The sequence below is a fragment of the Bacillus cereus group sp. RP29 genome, from assembly GCF_040459765.1.
Taxonomy (GTDB): Bacteria; Bacillota; Bacilli; order Bacillales; family Bacillaceae_G; genus Bacillus_A; species Bacillus_A paranthracis.
Map to the genome: position 1 here is coordinate 192,541 of NZ_JARVHN010000001.1, position 23,755 is coordinate 216,295.

Below are 23,755 nucleotides of genomic sequence, written 5' to 3' on the forward strand. Positions count from 1 at the left end.
AAGCTATAAACTAATAAAAAATGAAAAGCTAGCTGCTCGTAGAAAGTTAGCTAATTAAAAGAAAGCTAGGAGGGAACCCGATGAATAAAGGGCGCGTTACGCAAATCATGGGTCCGGTTGTAGACGTTAAGTTTGATGGCGGAAAGCTACCAGAAATCTACAACGCCCTTACGGTAAAACAGAGCAACGAAAACGGTGAACTTAACTTAACATTTGAAGTTGCACTTCATTTAGGTGATGATACAGTTCGTACAGTTGCGATGTCTTCCACAGATGGACTTGTTCGTGGCACAGAAGTAGAAGATACTGGTAAAGCAATCTCTGTACCAGTTGGTGATGCAACACTTGGTCGCGTATTTAACGTATTAGGTGATGCTATTGACTTAGATGGTGAGGTTCCTGCGGATGTACGCCGTGATCCAATTCACCGTCAAGCACCTGCATTCGAAGAATTATCTACTAAAGTAGAAATTCTTGAAACTGGTATTAAAGTAGTAGACTTACTTGCTCCTTACATTAAGGGTGGTAAGATCGGCCTATTCGGTGGTGCCGGTGTAGGTAAAACAGTATTAATTCAGGAGTTAATCAACAACATCGCACAAGAGCACGGTGGTATCTCTGTATTCGCTGGTGTAGGTGAGCGTACTCGTGAGGGTAATGACTTATACCACGAAATGAGCGATTCTGGCGTAATTAAGAAAACTGCGATGGTATTCGGACAAATGAACGAGCCACCTGGAGCACGTCAACGTGTTGCATTAACAGGCTTAACAATGGCTGAATATTTCCGTGATGAGCAAGGACAAGACGTACTTCTGTTCATCGATAATATCTTCCGTTTCACGCAAGCAGGTTCTGAAGTATCTGCCCTTCTTGGCCGTATGCCATCTGCGGTAGGTTACCAACCAACACTTGCAACAGAAATGGGGCAATTACAAGAGCGTATTACATCTACAAATAAAGGGTCTATCACGTCTATCCAAGCGGTATATGTACCAGCCGATGACTATACTGACCCAGCACCAGCTACAACGTTCGCTCACTTAGATGCAACAACAAACTTAGAGCGTCGTTTAACACAAATGGGTATTTACCCAGCCGTAGATCCATTAGCATCTACATCTCGTGCACTTTCTCCAGAAATCGTAGGAGAAGAGCATTATGAAGTGGCTCGTCAAGTACAGCAAACTTTACAACGTTACAAAGAGCTTCAAGATATCATTGCTATCTTAGGTATGGATGAGTTATCTGAAGAAGATAAGTTAGTTGTACATCGTGCTCGTCGTATTCAATTCTTCTTATCTCAAAACTTCCACGTAGCGGAGCAGTTTACAGGTCAAAAAGGTTCTTACGTACCTGTAAAAGACACAGTTCGTGGTTTCAAAGAAATTCTAGAAGGAAAATATGATGACCTTCCAGAAGATGCATTCCGCTTAGTTGGTGGCATTGAAGAAGTTATTGAAAACGCGAAGAAAATGATGGCGTAAGGCCTTAGGAGGGACGAAGTATGAAGACATTTCCAGTCAGTATTGTAACTCCTGATGGACCGGTTTACGAAAAAGAAGTAGAAATGGTAAGTGTAAAAGCAGAGAGTGGGGAAATGGGGATTTTACCAGGTCACATTCCAACTGTTGCACCATTAAAAATTAGTGCAGTTCGTCTGAAAAATGGTGGACACACTGATTATGTAGCGGTAAGTGGTGGCTTTATCGAAGTTCGTCCAGATAAAGTAACTGTATTATCATCATCTGCTGAAGAAGCAAACCATATCGATATCCATCGTGCAAATGAAGCGAAGCGTCGTGCTGAGCAACGTCTGCAAGATAAACAAGCACATGTTGACTTTAAACGTGCAGAAATGGCATTACAACGCGCTGTGAACCGTTTAAACGTTTCCGATATGAAATAAAAAAATCCGTAAAGGCAAAGCCTTTACGGATTTTTTTTATGTAGTTAATGGATAATTTTACAAAAATGGTATAATTATATTGGTGCTCGTATAAGTAGAGAATGTACAACAATTTATAAAGGGGATGAATAAATGATCGGTGAAATGAAGCGAGAAGCATTGCACTCTTTAAAAGGAAAATGGGGACTAGGTGTTGGATCAACGATTTTATATCATATTGTAAGTTACGTCGTTTCAATGGCTGTAATGCTTATAGTATTAATTCCAGGAGTTATAATATTTATTTTAGCATCTATTTTAACTGGTTCAATTGAAGAAGAAACAATGGCAATTGGAGCTGCTATTACGTTTGGGGTTTTTTACTGCCTTATGATAATTTTAAGTTATGCGGCTTATGGCATTACCACATATGGTCATACGAATTTGTTTCTACAAATAAGCAAACGAGAAGATGCTAGAGTGGATTATTTATTTGAAGGATTTCGTGGCTTTAAAAGAATGATGAAAACAATGTGGGCTATGCTTGCAATTTTGTTATATACAGGTACATGGGTTCCGATGTTAGGAACGATTGTATTTGGGCTATTAGGTTTTCTTGATGAGAATGCAAATTCATCATTTATAATTGTTTTCTTTATTTTATTAGCTATTTCGTTTATTGTAATGGCTATTTTGTATTTTTCATATTCGATGACATATTATGTGATGGTTGAAAAACCGGAATACAGTGTTTCGCAAGCAATGAAAGAAAGTAAGAATCTGATGAAGGGGCATAAATTAGATCTATTTCTTTTATGGCTAAGCTTTATAGGGTGGGCTATTTTAGCGATTTTTACACTTGGAATAGGTTTTCTATGGCTTAGTCCGTACGTGAGTACAACGACAGCGCATTTTTACCGCTATATTTCAAAAGATGAATTGTAGTAGGAACATGCTATACTAATAGAGTTATTGTGTATAGGAGGTTACGTATGATTGGTGATTTAAAAGGAGAAGCATTAGATTCATTAGAAGGGAAATGGGGATTAGCTGTCGGGGCGACATTACTTATTTCAATTCTAATCATGATTTTTAGTTTTAGTATTGAGTGGGGATTTTCTTCAATTTTTGATTGGAAAGAAACGAAAAATTCAATTTCAATAAATATCCTTACATTTTTTGTTACTGGGCCTTTAACTTTAGGTGGATATTATCTTGCTTTAAATATCCTTCGTGAAAAGCAAGCTAGTATCGGTAATGTGTTCATTTGGTTTTCAGAGGGAAAGAGATTTTTAAAGTCATTTTTATTATATTTATTAGTAAATTTTTATCTTTTCTTATGGACGTTACTGTTCATTATCCCAGGCATTATTAAATCATTTTCTTATGCGATGACGTACTTTATTATAAATGATCACCCGGAGTATTCTATAAATCAAGCGATTACAGAAAGCCGTCGTATGATGGATGGACATAAGATGGAGTATTTCATTTTATGTTTGAGTTTTATTGGTTGGTTTATATTAAGTTGTATTACACTCGGGATTGGATTCTTATGGCTAATTCCATATTTTTATACGACGTCAGCAGCTTTTTATGAAGAGATTGCAGAGGAATATTACGAAAAAAAAATTCCGACATTATAAAGTGAGTCGGACACTCTGCGTCGATGAATAGCTTTGTAGTCCGCAAATAGCATGATAAAAACACCTAGTATGAGTTATTGGTTCATACTAGGTGTTTTTTGTAGAAATTTTATAAATTGATGACTAGTAAGTGGTTTACTGAAATAGTAACCTTGCATATATTTACAGTTGTTCTTTTGTAGAAACTTAAGTTGTTTTTCTGTTTCAATTCCTTCAGCAACGACAGATAGGTTTAACGTATTTGCAAGGGAAAGGATAGTGGACACGATGGCTCTCTCTTCAGGTCGATGATCAGCTAGTTGTGTAAATTCTCTCGGTACTTTTAATGTATCGATAGGGAAAATAGATAAATAAGCGAGAGAAGAATAGCCGGTGCCGAAGTCATCAATGGACGTTTGAATACCATATTCCTTTAATTGTTTTAGCTTGGATAACGTTTCCTTTTCATCGATCATTGCAATTCGTTCTGTTAATTCAAGTGTTACATCTTTTGGATCGACTTTAACGTCTGTTATTATTTGTAAAATGTTCTCGATTAAATTATTTTGCTGGAACTCTTTAGCTGATAAGTTAACACTTATTTTTAAATCTTTGTAGCCAAAAGTATGCCATATTTTTAGCTGACGACAAGATTCATTTAATACCCAATGACCAAGTGGAATGACTTGAGGAGTCTCCTCTACAATTGGAATGAACTCACATGGCGGAATGTCACCAAGGAGTGGGTGTTTCCAGCGTAGTAATGCTTCAGCACCAATAATCTTTTTCGTCGTAATATCAATTTGTGGTTGATAGACGAGATAAAATTCTTCGTTTACTAAAGCGAGTGGTAAATCTTTTTCAATTCGGGCTTTTCGTTCCGTTTTTTTATACAATTCTTTCGTGTACAGAGAGCTACCATTTTTTCCTTTATTTTTTGCTTCGTACATGGCCATATCAGCATGTTGTAAAATTGATAACGGATCTTCACCTGCTTCAGGATATATTGCAATCCCGATGCTCGGTGAGATTTGTAAATGTTGATTTTCAATTTCGAATGGTTCGTTCATGGCTGCTACAATTGTATCAGCTATTTTTTTTACGTCTGGCCTCTTTTTATAATTTTCGATAAGGATTGTGAACTCATCTCCAGCTAATCGGGCAAGCTTCATATTTGGTGTCGCTATACTTTCGAGTCTTTTTGCTACTGCAATTAATAGAAGGTCTCCTACCCTATGACCGAGGGTATCGTTAATAACTTTAAAGCGATCTAGGTCAAGAAACATAACAGCAAAAGGCATTTTTGATATTTTGGATCGCGCAATTGCTTGTTCTACATATTGATGAAATGCACGTCGATTTGCAAGCTCTGTTAGTGTATCATGATATGCTAAAAAATTAATTTGTTCTTGTTGTTGTTTGCTTTCCGTAATATCTTTAATCATTAAATAAACTCCGGAAATATGATCCTTTAAAAAGATAGGAACAGCTGTCACATGCAAGTAGTAAATATCTCTATTTTTATGATATGCCCGTATTTCTAAAGAAATAGATTTCCCCTTTTTTACGCGATGAAAGGCATTAATGATTTCTTCCAAATCTTCTTCATACGTAAGTGAATAGTAAGGCTGATTTAATAATTCATTCGTTTGATAACCGAGTAAAGTCGTACCAGCGTTATTCACGTTAAGAAAATTACCGTATAAATCTAATGTGAAGATTGGATCTGGATGATGCTCGTATAAAGATTTAAACATTTGTTGGTTATGATACAGTTCATTTTTTTGTTCTACTAAATCTTCTGTACGCAGTTCAATTTGTTTTTCGAGTTCTGAGTTGAATTGCATTTGGGCTAATAATAATATTTTATTTTGTTTTCGAACTAAACTATGGCGTATGAGAACGAAGGAGAAAGTTATCATAAGCCCAATTACTACAATAGGCGCGAAAACATATTCGACTAATATGAAAACAATAAGCATTACGACAGAAATATAAGGTAATGATAATCTGATCGCTTCCCCAAATTTAGGTGTTAATAGCACTTGTTCTTGTTTTTCAGGTTCTTTTGTATGGATAATACATGCGATTGCTACTAGTACTAAAGTTACTTGATAAAGAGGAGTAACTGTAAACATAGAATACTCGGGTATGAAGTATTTGATATAAGCATAAATCGCATCTGTAGTAGCATATAAAAGTAAAGCACTGCCAAGAAGTGCGCCAACCTTTTTGGATAATAAAGATAAAGGCTTGAATAACAGATTAATTCCTATGAGGAAAAAGAGTAAATCGGTCATTGGATAAGTAAGTTGAACAAATATGTCGATATAGGATGTTGAAGAAATGTGAATGGTTCTTTCAATAAGTAAGTAGTAACTTAAAGTGAATTGTGCTGTAACAATAATACAAATATCACATATCATAAAAAGCTTTTCTAATAAATCTCGGTTATAAATGATTTCATATAGAAAGGCAAATGCAAAGCTAATTAAAAAAAGTAAATAAAAAAAGTCGGACGGATCAACGAATGTATAGTAGTCCTTTAAAATTAAACGTTGATAGGCAACGACGATATCCCCGATGAAATAAGAGAGAGTTCCAACGCATAATATCGTCCAAAATAAACGAGGTAACCCTTCTTTCATATTTGAAAAATAAAGTATATAACTACAAGCGATAATATCAATGAATAAAGTACTCATTCCAATTAATATTTGAAAAGGAAATGAGTATTCATATAGAAAAGGCATTGCCACGTAATGAATTACTATAGATAGCAATGTAATGCTTATAAGAATACTTACATGTGTTTGTTTTTTCATCTATCTCACCCACGGTATATACATATAAATTCCTCTTTTGTATTTTTTATAGTTTCTTAAAAAACATATATAACCTATATACTTATTTTGCGCAAGTATAGCAAGTTATAAAAACAGATTTTAATAATTCTCGTTTCTGTCCCCAACATATCGACATAGGAATTTGAAGTTTGCTATAATGATTAAAATAGTTTCATTATTTAGAAAAATTTAAAAATAATAATTACTGCAACTAGGACATATTGTTTACTAAGTGAACTTGTTCTTAATTTAGGGGGGAGGGTTTCACAATGGCAAGTGTATATGAAAATAGTTATATGATCGTTTTGATTTTCTTGCTATTAGGTATATTGCTGCCGGTAGTGGCTCTTACATTAGGAAGGATGCTGCGCCCAAATAAACCAAGTGCAGCGAAAGCGACGACGTATGAGAGCGGGATTGAGCCTTTTCATGATGCGAATATTCGGTTTCATGCTCGTTATTATATTTTTGCTTTATTGTTTGTCATCTTTGATGTAGAAACTTTATTTTTATATCCATGGGCTGTTGCATATGACAACCTCGGTTTATTTGCACTGATTGAAATGCTCATCTTTGTTGTAATGTTGCTAGTTGGATTAGCGTATGCTTGGAAAAAGAAGGTGTTACAATGGTTATAAATTTTGAGGAATTACATCCAAATGAGCGAGCAGAATTAGAACGAAATATCTTTTTTTCTACATTGGAACAGTTGAAAGGATGGGCGAGAAGTAATTCTTTATGGCCGATGACATTCGGACTGGCATGCTGTGCAATTGAAATGATGGGAGTAGGTTCATCACATTATGATTTAGATCGATTTGGGTCATTTTTTCGGACTTCACCAAGGCAATCGGACGTTATGATTGTGTCGGGAACGGTAACGAAGAAGATGGCTCCTATTGTTCGGCGCTTATATGACCAAATGCCTGAACCGAAATGGGTTATTGCAATGGGATCTTGTGCGACAGCAGGTGGTCCATATGTAAATTCGTACGCTGTTGTGAAAGGTGTAGATCAAATTGTGCCAGTTGACGTGTATATCCCTGGTTGCCCACCAAATCCTGCAGCTTTAATTTATGGAATTAATAAATTAAAAGAAAAAATTCGTTACGAAGCAAAGACTGGAAAGCAGGTGACGAATAAATGAGTGATCCTAACAAAGACTTAGAGGATTTAAAAAGAGAAGCGGCTAGGCGTGCGAAAGAAGAGGCGAGAAAGCGTCTTGTTGCGAAACATGGTGTGGAAATAAGTAAACTTGAGGAAGAAAATCGCGAAAAAGAGAAAGCGCTACCAAAAAATGACGATATGACTATAGAAGAAGCAAAACGACGTGCAGCCGCGGCGGCAAAAGTAAAAGCAGCGGCGTTAGCGAAACAGAAAAGAGAAGGAATAGAAGAAGTAACGGAAGAGGAAAAGGCCAAAGCGAAGACGAAGGCAGCAGCAGCCTCAAAAGCGAAAGCAGCGGCGTTAGCAAAGCAAAAAAGAGAAGGAACAGAAGAAGTGACGGAAGAGGAAAAGGCAAAAGCAAAGGCGAAGGCAGCAGCGGCTGCAAAAGCAAAAGCAGCGGCGTTAGCGAAACAAAAAAGAGAAGGAACAGAAGAAGTGACGGAAGAAGAAAAGGCAAAAGCAAAAGCGGCGGCGTTAGCGAAACAAAAAAGAGAAGGAACAGAAGAAGGAACAGAAGAAGGAACAGAAGAAGAAAAGGCAAAAGCAAAAGCAGCGGCGTTAGCGAAACAAAAAAGAGAAGGAACAGAAGAAGTGACGGAAGAAGAAAAGGCCAAGGCGAAAGCGAAGGCAGTCGCCGCCGCGAAAGCAAAAGCAGTGGCGTTAGCGAAGCAGAAAGCATCGCAAGGTGATGGGGATTCGGGGGATGAAAAGGCGAAGGCAATTGCAGCAGCGAAGGCAAAAGCGGCAGCGGCTGTAAGGGCGAAGATGAAGGGTGCTGAAGGTAAGAAGGAAGAAGAGACGAAGCAGGAAGAGCCATCTGTGAATCAACCGTATTTAAATCAGTATGTTGAAGTTATTAAGGGAAAAGTAGGAGAGGATGCTTTAGTAGATTGCTACATTAATAAACTTTCCAAAGATGTACCAACTCTTGTAGTGGAGCCCTCAAAATATTATGAAGTAATGGAGTTACTGCGATTCCATGAGGGACTTGCATTTGATTATATGTCAGAGCTACATGCGACGGATTTTATGACACATATGGAAGTGTATGTTCATTTATTTTCATATGGAAAGAAACAGTCAGTAGCGGTGAAGGTGAAGTTGGATAGGGAAGCACCGCAAGTGGAATCGGTGACAGCGCTTTGGAAAGGGGCAGATTGGCCAGAGCGGGAAGCGTATGATTTGCTTGGTATCGTATTTAAGGGGCATCCGAATTTATCACGTATTTTAATGCCTGATGATTGGGTAGGGCACCCGCTTAGGAAAGATTATGAACCGTATGATGTGGAGGTGTAGCTAAATGATCCGTACGGAAGAAATGCTTTTGAATGTAGGTCCTCAGCATCCGAGTACGCACGGTGTGTTCAGGCTCGTTATTAAAATTGACGGGGAAATTATTAAAGAAGCTACACCGGTTATTGGATATTTGCATCGCGGGACCGAAAAGATTGCAGAGAGCTTACAGTATACGCAAATTATCCCTTATACAGATCGGATGGATTATTTATCGGCTATGACGAATAATTACGTCATTTGCCATGCTGTAGAGACGATGATGGGGCTTGAAATCCCGGAGCGTGCCGAATACTTGCGAGTACTTGCAATGGAGCTTGGAAGGATTGCGAGCCACCTCGTTTGGTGGGGGACAAATCTTCTTGATATAGGAGCGGTTAGCCCGTTTTTGTACGCGTTTCGTGAACGAGAGATGATTATAAATTTATTAAACGAATTATGCGGTGCCCGGCTCACTTTTAACTATATGAGAGTCGGCGGTGTAAAGTGGGATGCACCGGATGGTTGGATTGAAAAAGTGGAAGAATTTGTTCCGTATATGAGAGAACAATTGGCAGGGTATCATGATCTTGTTAGCGGCAATGAGATTTTCTTAAATCGTGTAAAAGGCGTTGGTATATATAGCGCGGAGGAAGCGATTTCGTATTCTTTAAGCGGAGCGAATTTGCGGTGCACCGGAGTAAACTGGGATCTTCGCAAGGATGAACCGTACTCCATTTACGACCGTTTTGATTTCGATATTCCTGTTGGGAGCGTGGGGGATGCTTGGGATCGCTACGTTTGCCGCATGAAGGAAATTGAGGAGTCGTTAAAAATTGTCGAGCAAGCAGTCCAGCAGTTCCCGAAAGAAGGAGCAGTACTTGCGAAAGTACCGAAAATTATTAAGGCTCCTAAAGGGGAAGCATTCGTCCGTATAGAGTCGCCGCGAGGAGAGATTGGTTGCTATATTGCTAGTGACGGAAAGAAAGAGCCGTACCGCTTGAAGTTTCGCAGGCCGTCTTTTTACAATTTGCAAATTTTACCGAAGTTATTGAAAGGTGAAAACATCGCCAATTTAATTACGATTTTAGGTGGAGTGGATATTGTACTTGGGGAGGTTGATGGCTAATGATTGAAACGCTCTTACAATCACCTTCTAGCTGGACGAATTTCTTCATTTTTTTCGGATTAGCGGTGCTCCTATTATTTGCAGTCCTTGGCTTCGTTACATATGGTATTTTGGCAGAACGGAAAGTGATGGGTTTTATGCAAGGGCGGATTGGGCCAAACCAAGTCGGGGGCCGGTTTGGTCTGTTGCAAACGGTAGCCGATGTTTTAAAACTATTATTGAAAGAAGATAGTATTCCGAAGGCGGCAGATAAACCGTTGTTTATATTAGCACCTGTCATTGCGTTCGCACCAGCATTTATGGTGCTTGCAGTTATCCCATTTACTGATAAATTTCAGTTCGCGGATATTGGCGTAGGCTTACTGTATTACATTGCTGTTTCTGGCATTACGACGATTGGTGTCGTAACCGGAGGATGGGCATCGAATAATAAATATTCCCTTTTAGGAGGGATGCGTGCAGCGGCGCAAATGATTTCTTATGAAATTCCGCTCGTAATGAGTGTAATTGGGATCGTTTTGTTAGCTGGTAGTTTAAATTTAAATGAAATCGTAGCAGCGCAGGAGAATGTTTGGTACATTTTCGTGCAACCAATCGGTTTCATCGTATTTTTAATCGCAGCAGTAGCAGAGTTAAATAGGACGCCGTTTGATTTACCAGAAGCTGAGTCGGAGCTTGTTTCTGGATATCATACGGAATACTCAGGGTTTCGCTGGGCATTCTTTATGCTTTCAGAGTACGTATATTTCTTCGGGATGGCATCTTTAATTACAGTGCTCTTTTTAGGCGGATGGAATCCAGTTATGTTCCTTGGATTTATCCCAGGTGCCGTATGGTTTGCTTTAAAGTTTAGCAGTGTAGTTTTTCTATTAATTTGGTTCCGCGTTACGTTTCCACGTATAAGAGGTGATCAGTTAATGGAGTTTGGCTGGAAAGTATTATTGCCAATTGCACTTGCAAATATTTTCTTAACGGCATTGATTAAGGAGTTATTCTTCTAATCTATGAAGGGGGTGCCAGTAAGAGATGAAAGGGCTATTTAAAGGATTAAAATATACATTAAGCAATTTGAGTAAGAAGAAAGTGACGTATGATTATCCGAATCAACCGTTGCCATTGCCAGATCGTTTTCGAGGGATTCAAAAGTTTTATCCAGAAAAGTGTATCGTTTGTAACCAGTGCTCCAATATTTGTCCGACAGACTGTATTCAGTTAACGGGGAAAAAACATCCGGATCCTACGAAAAAAGGAAAAATTATCGACACGTACGATATTAATTTTGAAATTTGTATTCTTTGTGATTTATGTACAGAAGTTTGTCCGACAGAGGCGATTGTTATGACAAATAACTTTGAACTCGCGGAATATTCACGGGATGACTTATTTAAAAATTTGCAGTGGCTTGATGAGAACGACGAAAACGTCAGGAAGGAGAATAAAGCATGAATGGCGAGTTTATAGCATTCTTTATACTATCCTTGTCTGCAATTATCGGCGGCGTTCTTATGTTGAATTTAACGAAAGTCATGCATATGATGCTAGCTCTCGTTCTGACATTTCTCAGCATTGCAGGTTTGTACTTTCTTTTATCAGCTGAATTTATCGGGGTTGCACAAATCTTACTTTACTCGGGTGCGATCACCATTATTATGATTTTTGGCATTATGTTAACGAAACATAATGCAGAAAATGAATCTCGTCTTACTCTTCGAAAATGGATTATCTTCTTTGCGGTTGTAGCATTTGGGGCAGTTATGTATTTCGCTGTTAACAATATTGATTTTGCAAATGAAAGCACACAAGGAAGTTTACCTCTCCATGAAAAAAACACACTTCAAATCGGTACACTTCTCTATTCAAAATATATTATTCCATTTGAGCTCACCTCAGTTATTTTACTTGTAGCACTTGTTGGCGCAATTATTCTTGCGAAGAAGGATGAGAAAGAGGAGGATTCCAATGAGTAGCGTTCCTGCTTCTGCATATTTAACGCTTGCGATTATTTTATTTTGCATCGGTTTATTTGGAGCTTTAACGAAGCGAAATACAGTGATTGTATTAGTTTGTATTGAATTAATGCTTAACGCAGCCAATTTAAATTTAGTAGCGTTTAGTAAATTAGGTTTGTTCCCAAATTTAACAGGGCAAATTTTCTCTCTGTTTACGATGGCCGTAGCAGCAGCGGAGGCGGCGGTAGGACTCGCCATTTTAATTGCTTTATATCGTAATCGTACGACAGTTCATGTAGATGAAATGGATACGCTTAAAGGATAACATTGTGACCGAAAAGGGGGAAGGAAACAATGATCGATTATGCATGGCTCATACCGCTTTTCCCGCTTGTTTCGTTTTTGTTATTAATTATATTCGGGAAGAAAATTAGAGAAGGAAGCAGTGTACTTAGTATTTTCTTCGTCTTTCTCTCCTTTATATTTGCGGTACTTGTATTAATAGAAAGATTTTCGACAGTACCAGTGAAGCATAAGTGGGTATGGCTTAGAGCTGGAGATATTGATATATCATTTGGCTTTGAAGTGACAGCATTAGGGGCTTTAATGTTGTTTATCGTTACACTTGTGAGTTTACTTGTACACGTGTATTCGAAAGGTTATATGAAAGGTGAGGAAAGATTACCAACCTTTTATGCCTATTTAGGACTCTTTACATTTGCGATGCTCGGGCTTGTTATATCACCGAATTTATTACAGCTTTATATATTTTGGGAGTTAGTCGGCCTTGGTTCGTTCTTACTCATCGGTTTTTATTTCTTTAAAGAAGAAGCGAAGGCTGCTGCGAAAAAAGCTTTTATTATGACACGTATTGGCGATGTCGGTTTATTTATTGGGATGATCTTAATTTTCTGGCATGCAGGTAGTTTTGAATATGACGCAATTTTTAGAGCGATTCATACGGGTGATCTGACTCCGACAATGATTACAATAACGGCGATATTAATTTTTATCGGGGCGATGGGGAAATCAGGTCAGTTCCCGCTTCATACGTGGTTACCGGATGCGATGGAAGGGCCGACGCCTGTTTCGGCACTTATTCATGCGGCGACAATGGTCGCAGCTGGCGTATATTTAGTGGCAACGATGTTTCCGCTATTTTCAGCAAGTGCGGTGGCGATGCAGACGGTAGCAATTGTTGGCGCCTTTACTGCAATCTTTGCAGCTTCCATCGGTCTTGTACAAACGGATATAAAGAGAGTACTTGCTTATTCTACAGTTAGCCAGCTCGGGTATATGATGCTTGCATTAGGATCTGCCGGTTATGTAGCTGGTGTGTTCCATTTAACGACACACGCTTTTTTTAAAGCGTTGCTATTTTTGGCGGCAGGAAGTGTCATTCATGCCGTGCATACGCAAAACATTAATAAAATGGGCGGCTTACAGAAGAAGATGAAAGTAACTGCTGCGCTATTTTTAATCGGTACCCTTGCAATAAGTGGTGTGCCGCTCCTTTCCGGTTTCTTTAGTAAAGATGAAATTTTGGCGGCGACTTGGATGAACGGCAATTACGTTTTATTCATATTAGCAGTAATTGCAGCATTCCTAACAGCGTTCTACATGTTCCGCTTATACTTTCTCGTCTTTACGGGGGAAGCGAAGACGAAGGAAGATGTGCATGAATCGCCTCGCATCATGACATATCCGATGATTGTCCTTGGCGTCCTTGCAGTCGTGGCAGGTTATATAAATACACCGTGGTTTGGAACGTTTCTCGGAGATTGGCTTACGAAAGATGTAGCATTTAAAGTGCAAGAAGCACACGGCCCAGTTTGGATTATGATTGTTGCGACGCTCGTTTCTTTGGCTGGGATTGCTCTTGCATATTTCATATATGGCAAGAAATCTATTGCTAGAGATTGGGCTGGTGGCGAGGAAGCACCTCTTTATAAAATTTTGAAAGAAAAATATTATGTGGATGAACTATACAATATGACAGTCATTCCTATTACGAAAGGAATCGCTCATGTGCTTCACTTATTTGAAGTGTATGTAGTCGAAGGGATTGCCGTTTTAATAGGGAGTTTAGTTAAAGGGATAAGTGCAATCGGCTCTAGACTCCAAAACGGAAATGTACAAGTGTACGGGACTGTAACAGCTGTTTCACTTGCGGTACTCTTCATTATTTTGCTCTATACGGGAGGGGATTTACGATGAATGATTTGTTATTAACGTTCTTCATTTTTTCCCCGCTTTTAGGAATTCTCTTACTTGCATTAACACCGAAAAAAGAATCGCGTACAGTGCGAGCGCTCGGTTTATTTGGAACGGTGCTTCCATTTGGAATGGCTATCGTCCTCGCTTGTACATATGCTTCTGGAAGGGATTTGTCTCTATTTGATGAAAAAGTGAAATGGATTAAATTCGGGGATTTTGCAGCGGTAGATAAAAGATGGTTTTCCATTTATTACGAACTTGGTATAGATGGTTTATCGCTCGTTATGATGGTGTTGACGGCCCTTCTAGCGATGCTTGCAGCAATTGCAGCATTTACGATTAAAAGGAATTTGAAAGCATTTTATATGCTGTTACTCATGTTAGAAATAGGAATGCTCGGCGTCTTCGCTGCTCAAAATTTAATGTTGTTCTTTATCTTCTTTGAAATTACATTGCCGCCGATGTTTTTATTAATTGGGAAGTGGGGGAAATTGTCGAGTGAAAAGGCTGCTTATAGTTATTTAATATATAACGGTATTGGCTCCGCTATTTTGCTTATCGTTTTCTCGGTTTTATTTGCGAAAACAGGTACAACAAATATTACAGAGCTTAAAGAAATATTAACGAGTGTAGGTGCTGGGGGAGGAATGGTTGTCCCAAGTAGCTTACAGTTCGGCTTGTTTCTTGCCATAATGATTGCTTTCGCAATTAAATTACCCGTTTTCCCGTTACATCGCTGGATGGTCAATGTACATATTGAAGCGCATCCGGCTGTAGTAATGCTTCATGCAGGTGTTTTACTGAAGATTGGAGCATACGGTATAATTCGCTTCGGGCAGGGGCTATTCCCGGAATACTTTCGCGAGTTTGCAACGCTCATTGCGATTTTAGGAGTTATCAATTTATTGTACGGAGCCTTCTTAGCGCTCATTCAAACAGACTTTCGGAAGGTGCTTGCTTACTCTAGTATTTCGCATATGGGTATTGTATTAATGGGCCTTGCGGCGTTAAATGCACCAGGTACACAAGGGGCACTATTCCAAGTTGTGTCGCATGGCTTAATTGCAGCCTTACTCTTTTTCTTACTTGGTGTTATAGAACAGCGTTTTGGAACGTCGGATATTACAGCGCTTGGCGGACTTGCAAAAAGTGTACCAGTACTTAGCGGTTTCTTTTTAGCGGGAGGAATGGCATCGCTTGGATTGCCGGGAATGTCTGGATTTGTTAGCGAGTTTCTTGCCTTTCTCGGTTTATTCCAAGTAGAGCCAGTCATTGCTGCGGCCGGAGTACTTGGTATCATTTTAACAGCTGTATACGTATTAAGAGCGACACTTCAAGTAACATTTGGTAAGAAAGAGTGGGAAGCGAAAGCTGATATACACGGATGGGAGTATGTTCCTATCTTGCTACTTATCTTCTGCATTATTGCAATTGGCGTAATGCCAGAAATACTAGGGGATCCGCTTCAAAATACATTGAAAACATTGGGGGTGAAGTAGGATGGATATGAATACGTTACTTAGCTTATCGTGGCATCTCATGGTGCCAGAATTCATCATTCTCGGGGCTGCCATCCTTCTTTCCATATGTGATTTGTTTTTTAAGCTGAACCATAGGTATGTAGCGCTTGGTGCAATCGCAGCTATCGTATTAGCGATCGTATCATTAATTATGCTATACGGTGAACCAGCGGGAGATATTTTAAATGGCTCGTTTGTGTTAGATGGGTTTTCAAAAGGATTTAAAACGTTGTTATTAGGCGGAGCGGCTCTCATCTTATGCACCGCAATGAGCGATGATAAGAAAAATCCAATTGAAGATAAGGGAGAATATTATTACTTATTTTTAATGGCGCTTCTTGGGGCGATGTTTATGGCTTCTAGTGTCGACTTCATTACACTTTTCGTCGGCCTAGAATTGCTTTCACTTTCTTCTTATATTTTAGTTGGGATACGAAAAAAGAACCGTGCATCAAATGAGGCAGCCATGAAATATGTCATTAATGGAGGAATTGGAACGGCAATTACGCTCTTTGGAATGAGTTATTTGTACGGTATTACAGGGTCAACCAATATCGTGGATATGCAAAAAGTATTTGCCGGGGAACTGGCTGGTGGTATTCAGTTATTGCTAGCTCTCGCATTTCTACTCTTACTCGTTGGGCTCTCATTCAAAATTGCGACAGTGCCGTTTCATATGTGGGCGCCTGATGTGTATGAGGGAGCGGCTACACCTGTTACTGCTTTTCTAGGGACGATTTCTAAAATTGCTGGGTTTTTACTCATTATCCGTCTGTTCCTCATGGTTTTTGCAAGTGTATCGGTGCAAGGAGACATGCAATCTTTATACGGACGTATGAGCATATACATCGCTGTGCTAGCTAGTATTACGATGATTATTGGAAATGTAGTCGCATTAAAGCAATATAACGTAAAACGCTTATTTGCTTATTCAGGAATCGCGCATGCAGGATATTTACTCGTACCGCTTGTAGCATTATCGCCATTTACGATGGATAGCATGTGGTTTTACATGCTTGCGTATATGCTTATGAATATAGGCACGTTTGCAATTATCCACGCCTTAATCTTACAAAGCGACAAAGAAAATATCACCATTTTCACCGGATTATATAAAAGGTCGCCATTTACAGCAATCGTGATGACGATTTTTATTTTATCGCTAGCAGGGATACCAGGAACAGCTGGTTTCATTGGGAAAATTAACATCTTTTTAGGGGCCCTTCATGTAGAGCCAGCTCATTACGTACTAGCTTCTATTATGATGGGGACGACAGTCATTTCATTCGTATATTATTTCCGTATTTTACAGCAAATGTTTTTCCGTACGGGAGAAGTAGAAGAGAAAATTCGCTTGCCACTCAATATAAAGGTTGTGATGAGCCTTTGCGCAATTTCGATTGTAATACTAGGGATTATGCCGATGGTTGGGTACAATTTCTTTTATGAATATTTTCCATTAATGAAAGATTTCTTCTTCTTAGGGAACGTGGTACAATAGTGAAAATAAAAGGTGTGGAGTCGTTACTCTGCGCTTTTTATTTTGTGTGAACTACGATTGAAAATGCATATAAGTATACGCTTTTAAAGAGAAAATTACGATGTAACATGTAAGATGCTTATTTGTATTTGAAAAAGTGTGGCTCCTACTTATTATGGTATCGTTTTTATAGTATTTCGTAAGTAGTGGCTAGGTAAAAAGGAGTCGGTTTTTTGGCACATCTTTTAGGGCAACAAGCACTGATTGCCATCGTTTCGCATTTATTGTTTATTACCATTACGTGGTGGGCCTTACAAGGTATTCACATTGAGCGTTTAATGAAGCCTGGAAAGGTGATGCAGACGAGAGTATTACTCATCTTAATTACAATTGCAATTGGGACATCTGTAAGTAACTTTTTCCTTGATTATTTAGGCTATTCAAAGAGTTTAACGTATTTAGTAAAGTAAGTGTATAGAACCTCATATCTCCGTTAACAATGGGGATAGGAGGGGATGAAATTGAAGCTTAAAGCCATTCTTATTGTTGCACTTAGTGTTGTTTTATTTTTGGTTGGGTATAGAGAGATGAAACCAATCAGTGATGAACAGAAGATGGAGGGCATGATCGCATCCTTAGAGAAAAATGATGCGAAAGTAGAGAAATGGTCATGGTTAGCGCGAGAAACAAAAACAATTTCTAATATACATACGTTTCAAAAGTTGTTAAACGATGTGAAGGAGAAGGCGAATATTCAAAAGTGGGAATTAGAGCAATCTCCAGATGGATATAAAGCTACATCCTATAAAAAATTTTCTTCTTATGAAGAACGAGTAGTAGTAACTTGGAGTAAGGAAAATACTAAAGAAAACACTTTCATTATCTTTGAAGTGAGCGGGGCAAAATGGGACCCGAAGTATATTCAAAAAACGAATAAAATTTTTAGTGAAAAACCTATAATTTACACTTGTGTTCAAGGTGTACTGAATGATAAGATTGAAGGTGTTTTGCAAAATAAAACCAATCAGGTTTTGAAAGATCTTTCAGCAAGAGCGATCGAACAGATAGAAGAAAGAGCATTTGTGTCAGTCTCCGCATACAATAAAAAGTGGGATGACGCTCTTTCAACAAATAGAGAGAAAATAAATGTGCAAATAGCAATACGTTCTACAGACAACAAAGATACAATTGTGGTTGGCACACCGATCATAACTTCTGAGTATTGAGTGAATAGATACTGAAAAAAGGACACGGAGGGGAATAATTTGGAAAAGATCATCGTCCGTGGCGGAAAGCGGTTAAACGGCACAGTGCGTGTTGAGGGCGCAAAAAATGCTGTATTACCTATAATCGCTGCAGCCCTATTAGCGAGTGATGGAAAGAATGTACTATCTGAAGTACCAGTTTTGTCTGATGTATACACAATTAATGAGGTATTACGTCATTTAAATGCTGAAGTCGTATTTGAAAATAACCAAGTAACAATCGATGCTTCTAAAGAGCTAAACATTGAAGCACCATTTGAATATGTACGTAAAATGCGTGCATCTGTTCAAGTAATGGGACCATTATTAGCACGTAACGGTCGTGCTCGTATTGCACTTCCTGGTGGATGTGCAATTGGTTCACGTCCAATTGACCAACATTTAAAAGGCTTCGAAGCAATGGGAGCAAAAGTACAGGTTGGTAACGGTTTTGTTGAGGCATACGTTGAGGGAGAACTAAAAGGAGCTAAAATTTATTTAGACTTCCCAAGCGTGGGCGCGACAGAAAACATTATGTCTGCAGCTACATTAGCAAAAGGGACAACAATCCTTGAAAACGCAGCGAAAGAACCAGAAATCGTTGACTTAGCTAACTTCTTAAATGCGATGGGAGCGAAAGTACGCGGAGCTGGAACTGGAACGATTCGTATCGAAGGCGTTGATAAATTATATGGTGCAAACCACTCTATTATTCCTGACCGTATTGAAGCGGGAACATTCATGGTTGCAGCGGCAATTACTGGTGGAGACATCTTAATTGAAAATGCTGTACCTGAACATTTACGCTCAATTACAGCGAAAATGGAAGAAATGGGTGTTAAAATTATCGAAGAAAATGAAGGTGTACGTGTTATCGGCCCAGATAAGTTAAAAGCGGTTGATATTAAAACTATGCCTCACCCAGGTTTCCCAACAGACATGCAATCACAAATGATGGCATTATTACTACAAGCTGAAGGAACAAGTATGATTACAGAAACGGTATTTGAAAACCGCTTTATGCACGTTGAAGAATTCCGTCGTATGAATGCTGATATTAAAATCGAAGGTCGTTCTGTTATTATGAACGGTCCAAACAGCTTACAAGGTGCTGAAGTAGCAGCAACTGATTTACGTGCTGCAGCTGCATTAATCTTAGCTGGTTTAGTATCAGAAGGTTACACTCGTGTAACTGAGTTAAAACATCTTGACCGTGGCTATGTAAACTTCCATAAGAAATTAGCTGCATTAGGTGCAACTATTGAACGTGTAAACGAAAAAGTAGAAGAAGTGAAAGAACAAGAAGTTTCTGATCTTCACGCTTAATTGAAATAGTCTCTACGTCTTTTGACATAGAGGCTATTTTTTTGGGCTTATTACTGTTATAGTCAAGAAATTCTATACTTATGCACGTACCAGTAAAAATATTTAGAAAATTTTCGTTTTATATGGTTCCCCTTAAGTATGTTCTAAAAGAAAGAGTTGTTCCATAAGAATGAATGGAGTAAAGCTTTTTCATATTGGGGGAAATAAGATGAAATTTTCAAAGCCACTTTTTATTACAGTAGCGCTTCTCATAGCGCTCGTTATCATTGTACCTGCTGCTCTTGTGATTCCGTTTGCGAAAGCAAAAGTAGAGGAAAAAGCAGCTTCTAAAACTCCTCCAGCGATAGAAAGTATACCAGCTCCAGGGAAAGTGGATACAGCGGTTCAAGTTGCTGTATATCGCGAGAAACAGAAAAAGGTAGAGTCATTACCTATGGAGGAGTATGTGACCGGTGTAGTAGCTTCTGAGATGAATGCCAGTTTTGAAATAGAGGCGCTAAAGGCGCAGGCATTAGCAGCGAGAACATTTGTAGTCCAGCGTATGCTAAGCGGAGGTAAGAAAAACAATGCGGACGTGACAGATACGGTGAAAGATCAAGTGTACAAAAGCAAAGAAGAATTGAAAAAACAATGGGGCAATAACTACGAAAATAATTTGAAGAAAATCGAGGAAGCTGTTTCGAAAACCGCAGGACAAGTTTTAACGTATGAGGGAAAACCAATCTCAGCATCCTTCTTCTCAACGAGTAATGGCCGGACAGAAAATGCAGCCGATTATTGGGGAAATGATTATCCGTACTTAAAGAGTGTAGATAGTCCGTGGGATCAAGCTTCTCCGAAATTTACGAGCGAGCAAACCTTTACAGTAGCTGACTTTCAAAAACGTCTCGGCGTGAAAGTGCTAGCAGACGGAAAAGTTGGCGACATTAAAGGGCGTACGGAAGGAAAACGTGTAAAAGATGTAGCATTTCAAGGGAAAACATTAACCGGAAGAGATGTGCGTGACAAATTAGATTTACGCTCCTCTGATTTCACGTGGAAACAAGAGGGAGATAAAATCGTTGTTACGACGAAGGGCTTCGGTCACGGCGTTGGCATGAGTCAATACGGCGCGAATGGTATGGCAGCAGAGGGCAAGAAATATACAGATATCGTCGCTCATTACTATAAAGGCGTTGAAATAAAGACGATGAATGATTATGAAGGTAAGTTGATGGTGAAGAAGTAGGTGTCAGGGTCTCCTGGCACCTGCTTTTTGTTTAAAATATCATAATTTTCCAGTAATTGTTTGGTATAATAAGATAAAAAGTATTTGGGGGAGACAAAATGGCGTTACTGGAGTTGAAACAGTTAGGTAAGACGAACCAGTTACCGGCAGTTGAACTGAAGGTTGAGAAGGGGCAATGTGTTGTTTTGCAATGTAATAACCATACAGCTAAAGTGTTGCACCGCATTATTATTGGTCAGGAAGAAGCTTCAACTGGCAATGTGCTATTTGAAGGTGAAGCGATTGGAAAGAGAAATTATTCTCGCATCGGCTTTTGTTTTTTGAAAGATGAAGCATATGATCGTTTGAAGGTAAAGGAATACTATAAGTTTTTATTAGGGCTGTATGAATCAAATATGAGTATAGAAGAAGTTGTACAATATGTCGGCCTTTTAGATAAATTAAACGTTAAAATAGAAAAACTATCATTTTCAGAGAAACGTCGTCTTCATATTGGGCGAGTTATGATTCATAATCCGGATTTAGTTATTTTGGAAGAACCAGAGCAAAATGTAGATACAGAGAGTACGATTATGATTCGAAAAGCAATTATGAAAATGAAAGAGCAAGGAAAGGCGATTTTTATTACATCATCTTTCCTATCAGATGCCCTTTCGTTAACAGAAGATGTATACATATTAAACAATGATGGTGTGAAAAAAGTAGAGATTGAACAAGAGGAAGCAGAAGAGGTTGATGAAGAAAAAGTCGTTCAAATGATTCCGCAAATGAAGTTAGAAAGAATACCAGCGAAAGTAAACGATAAAATCATCTTATTAGACCCAATGGAAATCCATTTCATTGAAACGCAAAACGGAGTGACCCATATTCACGTTCGTGAAGGTGATTTCGTATGCGTATTAACATTAAGTGAACTAGAAGCGAGATTAACAGGTTTTGGTTTCTTTAGATGTCATCGCTCTTACCTTGTGAATTTACAAAGAGTACGAGAAGTAATTACTTGGACCCGTAACAGTTTCAGCTTAATTTTAGACGACGAAAGAAAAAGTTCAATTCCGCTTTCGAAAGGACGAATGGATGAGTTGAAAGGTGTAATTGGGCTATAAAAAGTGCTCCAATAAGCTCAAAATATGATCCATTCACCGGTAAAAATACTCCTTTTACCGGTATTTTAATGCGTAAACCCTTTGATTTTCATATGATTGAGTCAAGAAAAGCGAAACAAACAAACGAAAAGCGCTAAAGCGACTTTCATCTATAAAAGAAAAAAACAAAGGGGATGACGAGATGACATTGGCAATTGAAATGAAAGATGTAATGAAAAGTTTCAATGAAAAAACGGCACTTCGAAATGTAAATATTGAGGTGAAGCAAGGAGAGATTTTCGGGTTCCTCGGACCGAGTGGATCTGGAAAAACAACAACAGTAAAAATTTTAACTTCTCAATTACTTCATAGTGTTGGAACGGTAAGAGTACTAGGAAAAGATATTACAGGGCCAAGTAGTATCGATTACAAACGAATTGGTATTTTAACAGACAACAGTGGCTTATATGAAAGACTTAGCATTTATGATAACTTACTATTATTTTGTGACTTATACGATTGTAAAAAAGAACGAATCGATGAAGTGCTAGCGCAAGTGAATCTATTAGATGATAAAAAAACATTAGTAAAGAAATTATCAAAAGGAATGAAGCAGCGCGTCACATTAGCTAGAGCAATACTTCATAAACCGGATATCCTCTTCTTAGACGAACCAACATCTGCACTCGATCCAGTTAACGTACAAAACATTCATAAAATCTTAAAAGACTTAAATAAAGAAGGAACGACGATTTTCTTAACGACGCACAACATGGACGAAGCAGAAACGCTTTGTAACCGTATTGCCTTTCTATGTAGCGGAGAAATTGTAGCGCTTGATACACCAGAGAACCTTCGCTTACAGTACGCGAAAGACCAAATACAAGTCGTGTTAAAGGATAAGAAGAAAGAAACGGTACAAAAAGATGAGTTAGGTGCAAAACGCATTTCAGAATGGATGAAAAAAGGAGAACTATTATCCATTCATTCTTATGAGCCAACGTTAGGTGATATCTTTATTGAAGTTACTGGGAGGGGATTATAATGACATTTTCAATGAGACGTGTATCAGCTATTTTTAGAAAAGAAGTACAAGATTTTAAGACAAATTCACAAGTGTTGCTAATGGCATCTTTACCAATTATATTTGCATTCATATTTAGCCGATTTGGAGAAGGACAGGCAGGGGTTGGCATTATTACTTTAATGGCCTTTCTATTTGTTGCTGGGTTTGTTCAATCGATGGTAATCGCAGAAGAAAAAGAAAAACATACATTGCGTGTGTTAATGCTATCGCCAGCTTCTTCTGTTGAAGTTCTTCTTGGGAAAAGTATATTAACAGCATGTTTAACGCTAGGTATCTCTATTGTAAACTTATTCATTTTAGATCAATTAAGTGGAAATTTCTTATTACTAGCATTTGTTTTCTTATGTGGAACAATTTTATTTACTTTAATTGGAACGATGATTGGATTACTAGCTGAGTCTGTCCCACAAACATCACTAATTGGAATGCCGATATTAATGACGATGTATTTAGCTGTGCAATTTGAACCAATGGTTGAGAATAAAGTAATTAAGACAATAATTAGTTATCTTCCAACATCTCATCTTGAAAAAGCAATTAAAAGCTTAGTAGAGGGCGCTGGGTTTAGTAGTATTAGTGGGCATATGATAAATGTTGGAGCTTGGCTTATTATTTCACTTATTGCATGTTTAATCGTATATAAAAAGAAACAATTAGACTAAAAACTGAGCCGAAACGCTCAGTTTTTTCTT

23 protein-coding genes are annotated in these 23,755 nt (G+C 38.4%); 22 read left to right on the plus strand and 1 reads right to left on the minus strand.

Annotation, left to right across the window (positions count from 1 at the left end; translation table 11 throughout):
- The first annotated feature begins 80 nt into the window (after positions 1–80).
- From atpD to QCI47_RS00960, 4 genes are all read left to right on the plus strand, one after another.
- Positions 81–1,487, plus strand: a complete 1,407-nt coding sequence (gene atpD, locus QCI47_RS00945; RefSeq protein WP_001032591.1) for a F0F1 ATP synthase subunit beta — start codon at positions 81–83, stop codon at positions 1,485–1,487.
- 20 nt (positions 1,488–1,507) lie between these two features.
- On the plus strand, positions 1,508–1,909 hold the full coding sequence (gene atpC / locus QCI47_RS00950) for a F0F1 ATP synthase subunit epsilon (protein WP_000847211.1): 402 nt from the start codon (positions 1,508–1,510) through the stop codon (positions 1,907–1,909).
- 132 nt (positions 1,910–2,041) lie between these two features.
- On the plus strand, positions 2,042–2,833 hold the full coding sequence (locus QCI47_RS00955) for a DUF975 family protein (protein WP_242231433.1): 792 nt from the start codon (positions 2,042–2,044) through the stop codon (positions 2,831–2,833).
- 47 nt (positions 2,834–2,880) lie between these two features.
- The gene (locus QCI47_RS00960) at positions 2,881–3,534 is read left to right on the plus strand and encodes a DUF975 family protein (protein ID WP_000578699.1); all 654 of its coding nucleotides are present in this window, start codon (positions 2,881–2,883) and stop codon (positions 3,532–3,534) included.
- Positions 3,535–3,608: 74 nt separating this feature from the next.
- Here QCI47_RS00960 and QCI47_RS00965 read toward each other — a convergent pair whose 3' ends face one another.
- Positions 3,609–6,338 carry a putative bifunctional diguanylate cyclase/phosphodiesterase gene (locus QCI47_RS00965; protein WP_000744988.1) on the minus strand — a complete coding sequence of 910 codons (2,730 nt, stop codon included), beginning with the start codon at positions 6,336–6,338 and terminating at the stop codon, positions 3,609–3,611.
- Positions 6,339–6,628: 290 nt separating this feature from the next.
- Here QCI47_RS00965 and nuoA point away from each other — a divergent pair, with 290 nt between their 5' ends.
- The 18 genes from nuoA (at position 6,629) to QCI47_RS01055 (ending at position 23,725) form a co-directional block, all read left to right on the plus strand.
- A complete protein-coding gene (gene nuoA / locus QCI47_RS00970; RefSeq protein WP_000179275.1) occupies positions 6,629–6,997 on the plus strand; it encodes an NADH-quinone oxidoreductase subunit NuoA in 369 nt (122 codons plus the stop codon).
- Positions 6,988–7,506: an NADH-quinone oxidoreductase subunit NuoB gene (nuoB, locus tag QCI47_RS00975; protein ID WP_000236331.1), complete on the plus strand. Its 519-nt coding sequence runs from the start codon at positions 6,988–6,990 to the stop codon at positions 7,504–7,506. The genes nuoA and nuoB overlap by 10 nt, the downstream gene beginning before the upstream one ends.
- Entirely contained in the window at positions 7,503–8,822 is a 1,320-nt protein-coding gene (locus QCI47_RS00980) for an NADH-quinone oxidoreductase subunit C (protein ID WP_353811669.1), read from the plus strand. The genes nuoB and QCI47_RS00980 overlap by 4 nt, the downstream gene beginning before the upstream one ends.
- Positions 8,823–8,826: 4 nt before the next feature.
- Positions 8,827–9,927 carry an NADH-quinone oxidoreductase subunit NuoD gene (nuoD, locus tag QCI47_RS00985; protein WP_000621432.1) on the plus strand — a complete coding sequence of 367 codons (1,101 nt, stop codon included), beginning with the start codon at positions 8,827–8,829 and terminating at the stop codon, positions 9,925–9,927.
- Positions 9,927–10,928 carry an NADH-quinone oxidoreductase subunit NuoH gene (gene nuoH, locus QCI47_RS00990; protein ID WP_000573429.1) on the plus strand — a complete coding sequence of 334 codons (1,002 nt, stop codon included), beginning with the start codon at positions 9,927–9,929 and terminating at the stop codon, positions 10,926–10,928. The genes nuoD and nuoH overlap by 1 nt, the downstream gene beginning before the upstream one ends.
- Before the next feature lie 25 nt (positions 10,929–10,953).
- Positions 10,954–11,373 (plus strand): NADH-quinone oxidoreductase subunit NuoI, encoded by a 420-nt coding sequence (nuoI, locus tag QCI47_RS00995; protein ID WP_000677191.1) that lies wholly within the window; start codon positions 10,954–10,956, stop codon positions 11,371–11,373.
- Entirely contained in the window at positions 11,370–11,894 is a 525-nt protein-coding gene (locus QCI47_RS01000; RefSeq protein ID WP_001012803.1) for an NADH-quinone oxidoreductase subunit J, read from the plus strand. Before nuoI ends, QCI47_RS01000 begins: the two co-directional genes overlap by 4 nt.
- Positions 11,887–12,201 carry an NADH-quinone oxidoreductase subunit NuoK gene (gene nuoK / locus QCI47_RS01005; protein ID WP_000100078.1) on the plus strand — a complete coding sequence of 105 codons (315 nt, stop codon included), beginning with the start codon at positions 11,887–11,889 and terminating at the stop codon, positions 12,199–12,201. Before QCI47_RS01000 ends, nuoK begins: the two co-directional genes overlap by 8 nt.
- 29 nt (positions 12,202–12,230) lie before the next feature.
- On the plus strand, positions 12,231–14,093 hold the full coding sequence (gene nuoL, locus QCI47_RS01010; protein WP_262718240.1) for an NADH-quinone oxidoreductase subunit L: 1,863 nt from the start codon (positions 12,231–12,233) through the stop codon (positions 14,091–14,093).
- Positions 14,090–15,592, plus strand: coding sequence for an NADH-quinone oxidoreductase subunit M (locus QCI47_RS01015; RefSeq protein ID WP_071728312.1), 1,503 nt, complete (start codon positions 14,090–14,092; stop codon positions 15,590–15,592). The genes nuoL and QCI47_RS01015 overlap by 4 nt, the downstream gene beginning before the upstream one ends.
- A 7-nt stretch (positions 15,593–15,599) precedes the next feature.
- Positions 15,600–17,114 (plus strand): NADH-quinone oxidoreductase subunit NuoN, encoded by a 1,515-nt coding sequence (gene nuoN, locus QCI47_RS01020; RefSeq protein ID WP_353812000.1) that lies wholly within the window; start codon positions 15,600–15,602, stop codon positions 17,112–17,114.
- Positions 17,115–17,326: 212 nt separating this feature from the next.
- Entirely contained in the window at positions 17,327–17,563 is a 237-nt protein-coding gene (locus tag QCI47_RS01025; RefSeq protein WP_000940742.1) for a DUF1146 family protein, read from the plus strand.
- A 51-nt stretch (positions 17,564–17,614) separates the two neighbouring features.
- Positions 17,615–18,319: a YwmB family TATA-box binding protein gene (locus QCI47_RS01030; protein WP_000767901.1), complete on the plus strand. Its 705-nt coding sequence runs from the start codon at positions 17,615–17,617 to the stop codon at positions 18,317–18,319.
- Positions 18,320–18,358: 39 nt separating this feature from the next.
- Positions 18,359–19,663, plus strand: a complete 1,305-nt coding sequence (gene murA / locus QCI47_RS01035; RefSeq protein ID WP_061131866.1) for a UDP-N-acetylglucosamine 1-carboxyvinyltransferase — start codon at positions 18,359–18,361, stop codon at positions 19,661–19,663.
- Between the two features lie 208 nt (positions 19,664–19,871).
- Positions 19,872–20,891: a stage II sporulation protein D gene (gene spoIID / locus QCI47_RS01040; protein WP_000672637.1), complete on the plus strand. Its 1,020-nt coding sequence runs from the start codon at positions 19,872–19,874 to the stop codon at positions 20,889–20,891.
- A 98-nt stretch (positions 20,892–20,989) separates the two neighbouring features.
- Positions 20,990–21,997: a LytTR family transcriptional regulator DNA-binding domain-containing protein gene (locus QCI47_RS01045; protein WP_240814394.1), complete on the plus strand. Its 1,008-nt coding sequence runs from the start codon at positions 20,990–20,992 to the stop codon at positions 21,995–21,997.
- Positions 21,998–22,178: 181 nt separating this feature from the next.
- Positions 22,179–23,021 (plus strand): ABC transporter ATP-binding protein, encoded by an 843-nt coding sequence (locus tag QCI47_RS01050; protein WP_000170849.1) that lies wholly within the window; start codon positions 22,179–22,181, stop codon positions 23,019–23,021.
- Positions 23,021–23,725 carry an ABC transporter permease gene (locus tag QCI47_RS01055; RefSeq protein ID WP_062922086.1) on the plus strand — a complete coding sequence of 235 codons (705 nt, stop codon included), beginning with the start codon at positions 23,021–23,023 and terminating at the stop codon, positions 23,723–23,725. The genes QCI47_RS01050 and QCI47_RS01055 overlap by 1 nt, the downstream gene beginning before the upstream one ends.
- The last annotated feature ends 30 nt before the right edge of the window (positions 23,726–23,755 follow it).

Coding starts and splice junctions, on each gene's coding strand:
- atpD (WP_001032591.1), top strand. CDS start 81: ATGAATAAAGGGCGCGTTACGCAAATCATGGGTCCGGTTGTAGACGTT.
- atpC (WP_000847211.1), top strand. CDS start 1,508: ATGAAGACATTTCCAGTCAGTATTGTAACTCCTGATGGACCGGTTTAC.
- QCI47_RS00955 (WP_242231433.1), top strand. CDS start 2,042: ATGATCGGTGAAATGAAGCGAGAAGCATTGCACTCTTTAAAAGGAAAA.
- QCI47_RS00960 (WP_000578699.1), top strand. CDS start 2,881: ATGATTGGTGATTTAAAAGGAGAAGCATTAGATTCATTAGAAGGGAAA.
- QCI47_RS00965 (WP_000744988.1), bottom strand. CDS start 6,338: ATGAAAAAACAAACACATGTAAGTATTCTTATAAGCATTACATTGCTA.
- nuoA (WP_000179275.1), top strand. CDS start 6,629: ATGGCAAGTGTATATGAAAATAGTTATATGATCGTTTTGATTTTCTTG.
- nuoB (WP_000236331.1), top strand. CDS start 6,988: ATGGTTATAAATTTTGAGGAATTACATCCAAATGAGCGAGCAGAATTA.
- QCI47_RS00980 (WP_353811669.1), top strand. CDS start 7,503: ATGAGTGATCCTAACAAAGACTTAGAGGATTTAAAAAGAGAAGCGGCT.
- nuoD (WP_000621432.1), top strand. CDS start 8,827: ATGATCCGTACGGAAGAAATGCTTTTGAATGTAGGTCCTCAGCATCCG.
- nuoH (WP_000573429.1), top strand. CDS start 9,927: ATGATTGAAACGCTCTTACAATCACCTTCTAGCTGGACGAATTTCTTC.
- nuoI (WP_000677191.1), top strand. CDS start 10,954: ATGAAAGGGCTATTTAAAGGATTAAAATATACATTAAGCAATTTGAGT.
- QCI47_RS01000 (WP_001012803.1), top strand. CDS start 11,370: ATGAATGGCGAGTTTATAGCATTCTTTATACTATCCTTGTCTGCAATT.
- nuoK (WP_000100078.1), top strand. CDS start 11,887: ATGAGTAGCGTTCCTGCTTCTGCATATTTAACGCTTGCGATTATTTTA.
- nuoL (WP_262718240.1), top strand. CDS start 12,231: ATGATCGATTATGCATGGCTCATACCGCTTTTCCCGCTTGTTTCGTTT.
- QCI47_RS01015 (WP_071728312.1), top strand. CDS start 14,090: ATGAATGATTTGTTATTAACGTTCTTCATTTTTTCCCCGCTTTTAGGA.
- nuoN (WP_353812000.1), top strand. CDS start 15,600: ATGAATACGTTACTTAGCTTATCGTGGCATCTCATGGTGCCAGAATTC.
- spoIID (WP_000672637.1), top strand. CDS start 19,872: ATGAAATTTTCAAAGCCACTTTTTATTACAGTAGCGCTTCTCATAGCG.
- QCI47_RS01045 (WP_240814394.1), top strand. CDS start 20,990: ATGGCGTTACTGGAGTTGAAACAGTTAGGTAAGACGAACCAGTTACCG.
- QCI47_RS01050 (WP_000170849.1), top strand. CDS start 22,179: ATGACATTGGCAATTGAAATGAAAGATGTAATGAAAAGTTTCAATGAA.
- QCI47_RS01055 (WP_062922086.1), top strand. CDS start 23,021: ATGACATTTTCAATGAGACGTGTATCAGCTATTTTTAGAAAAGAAGTA.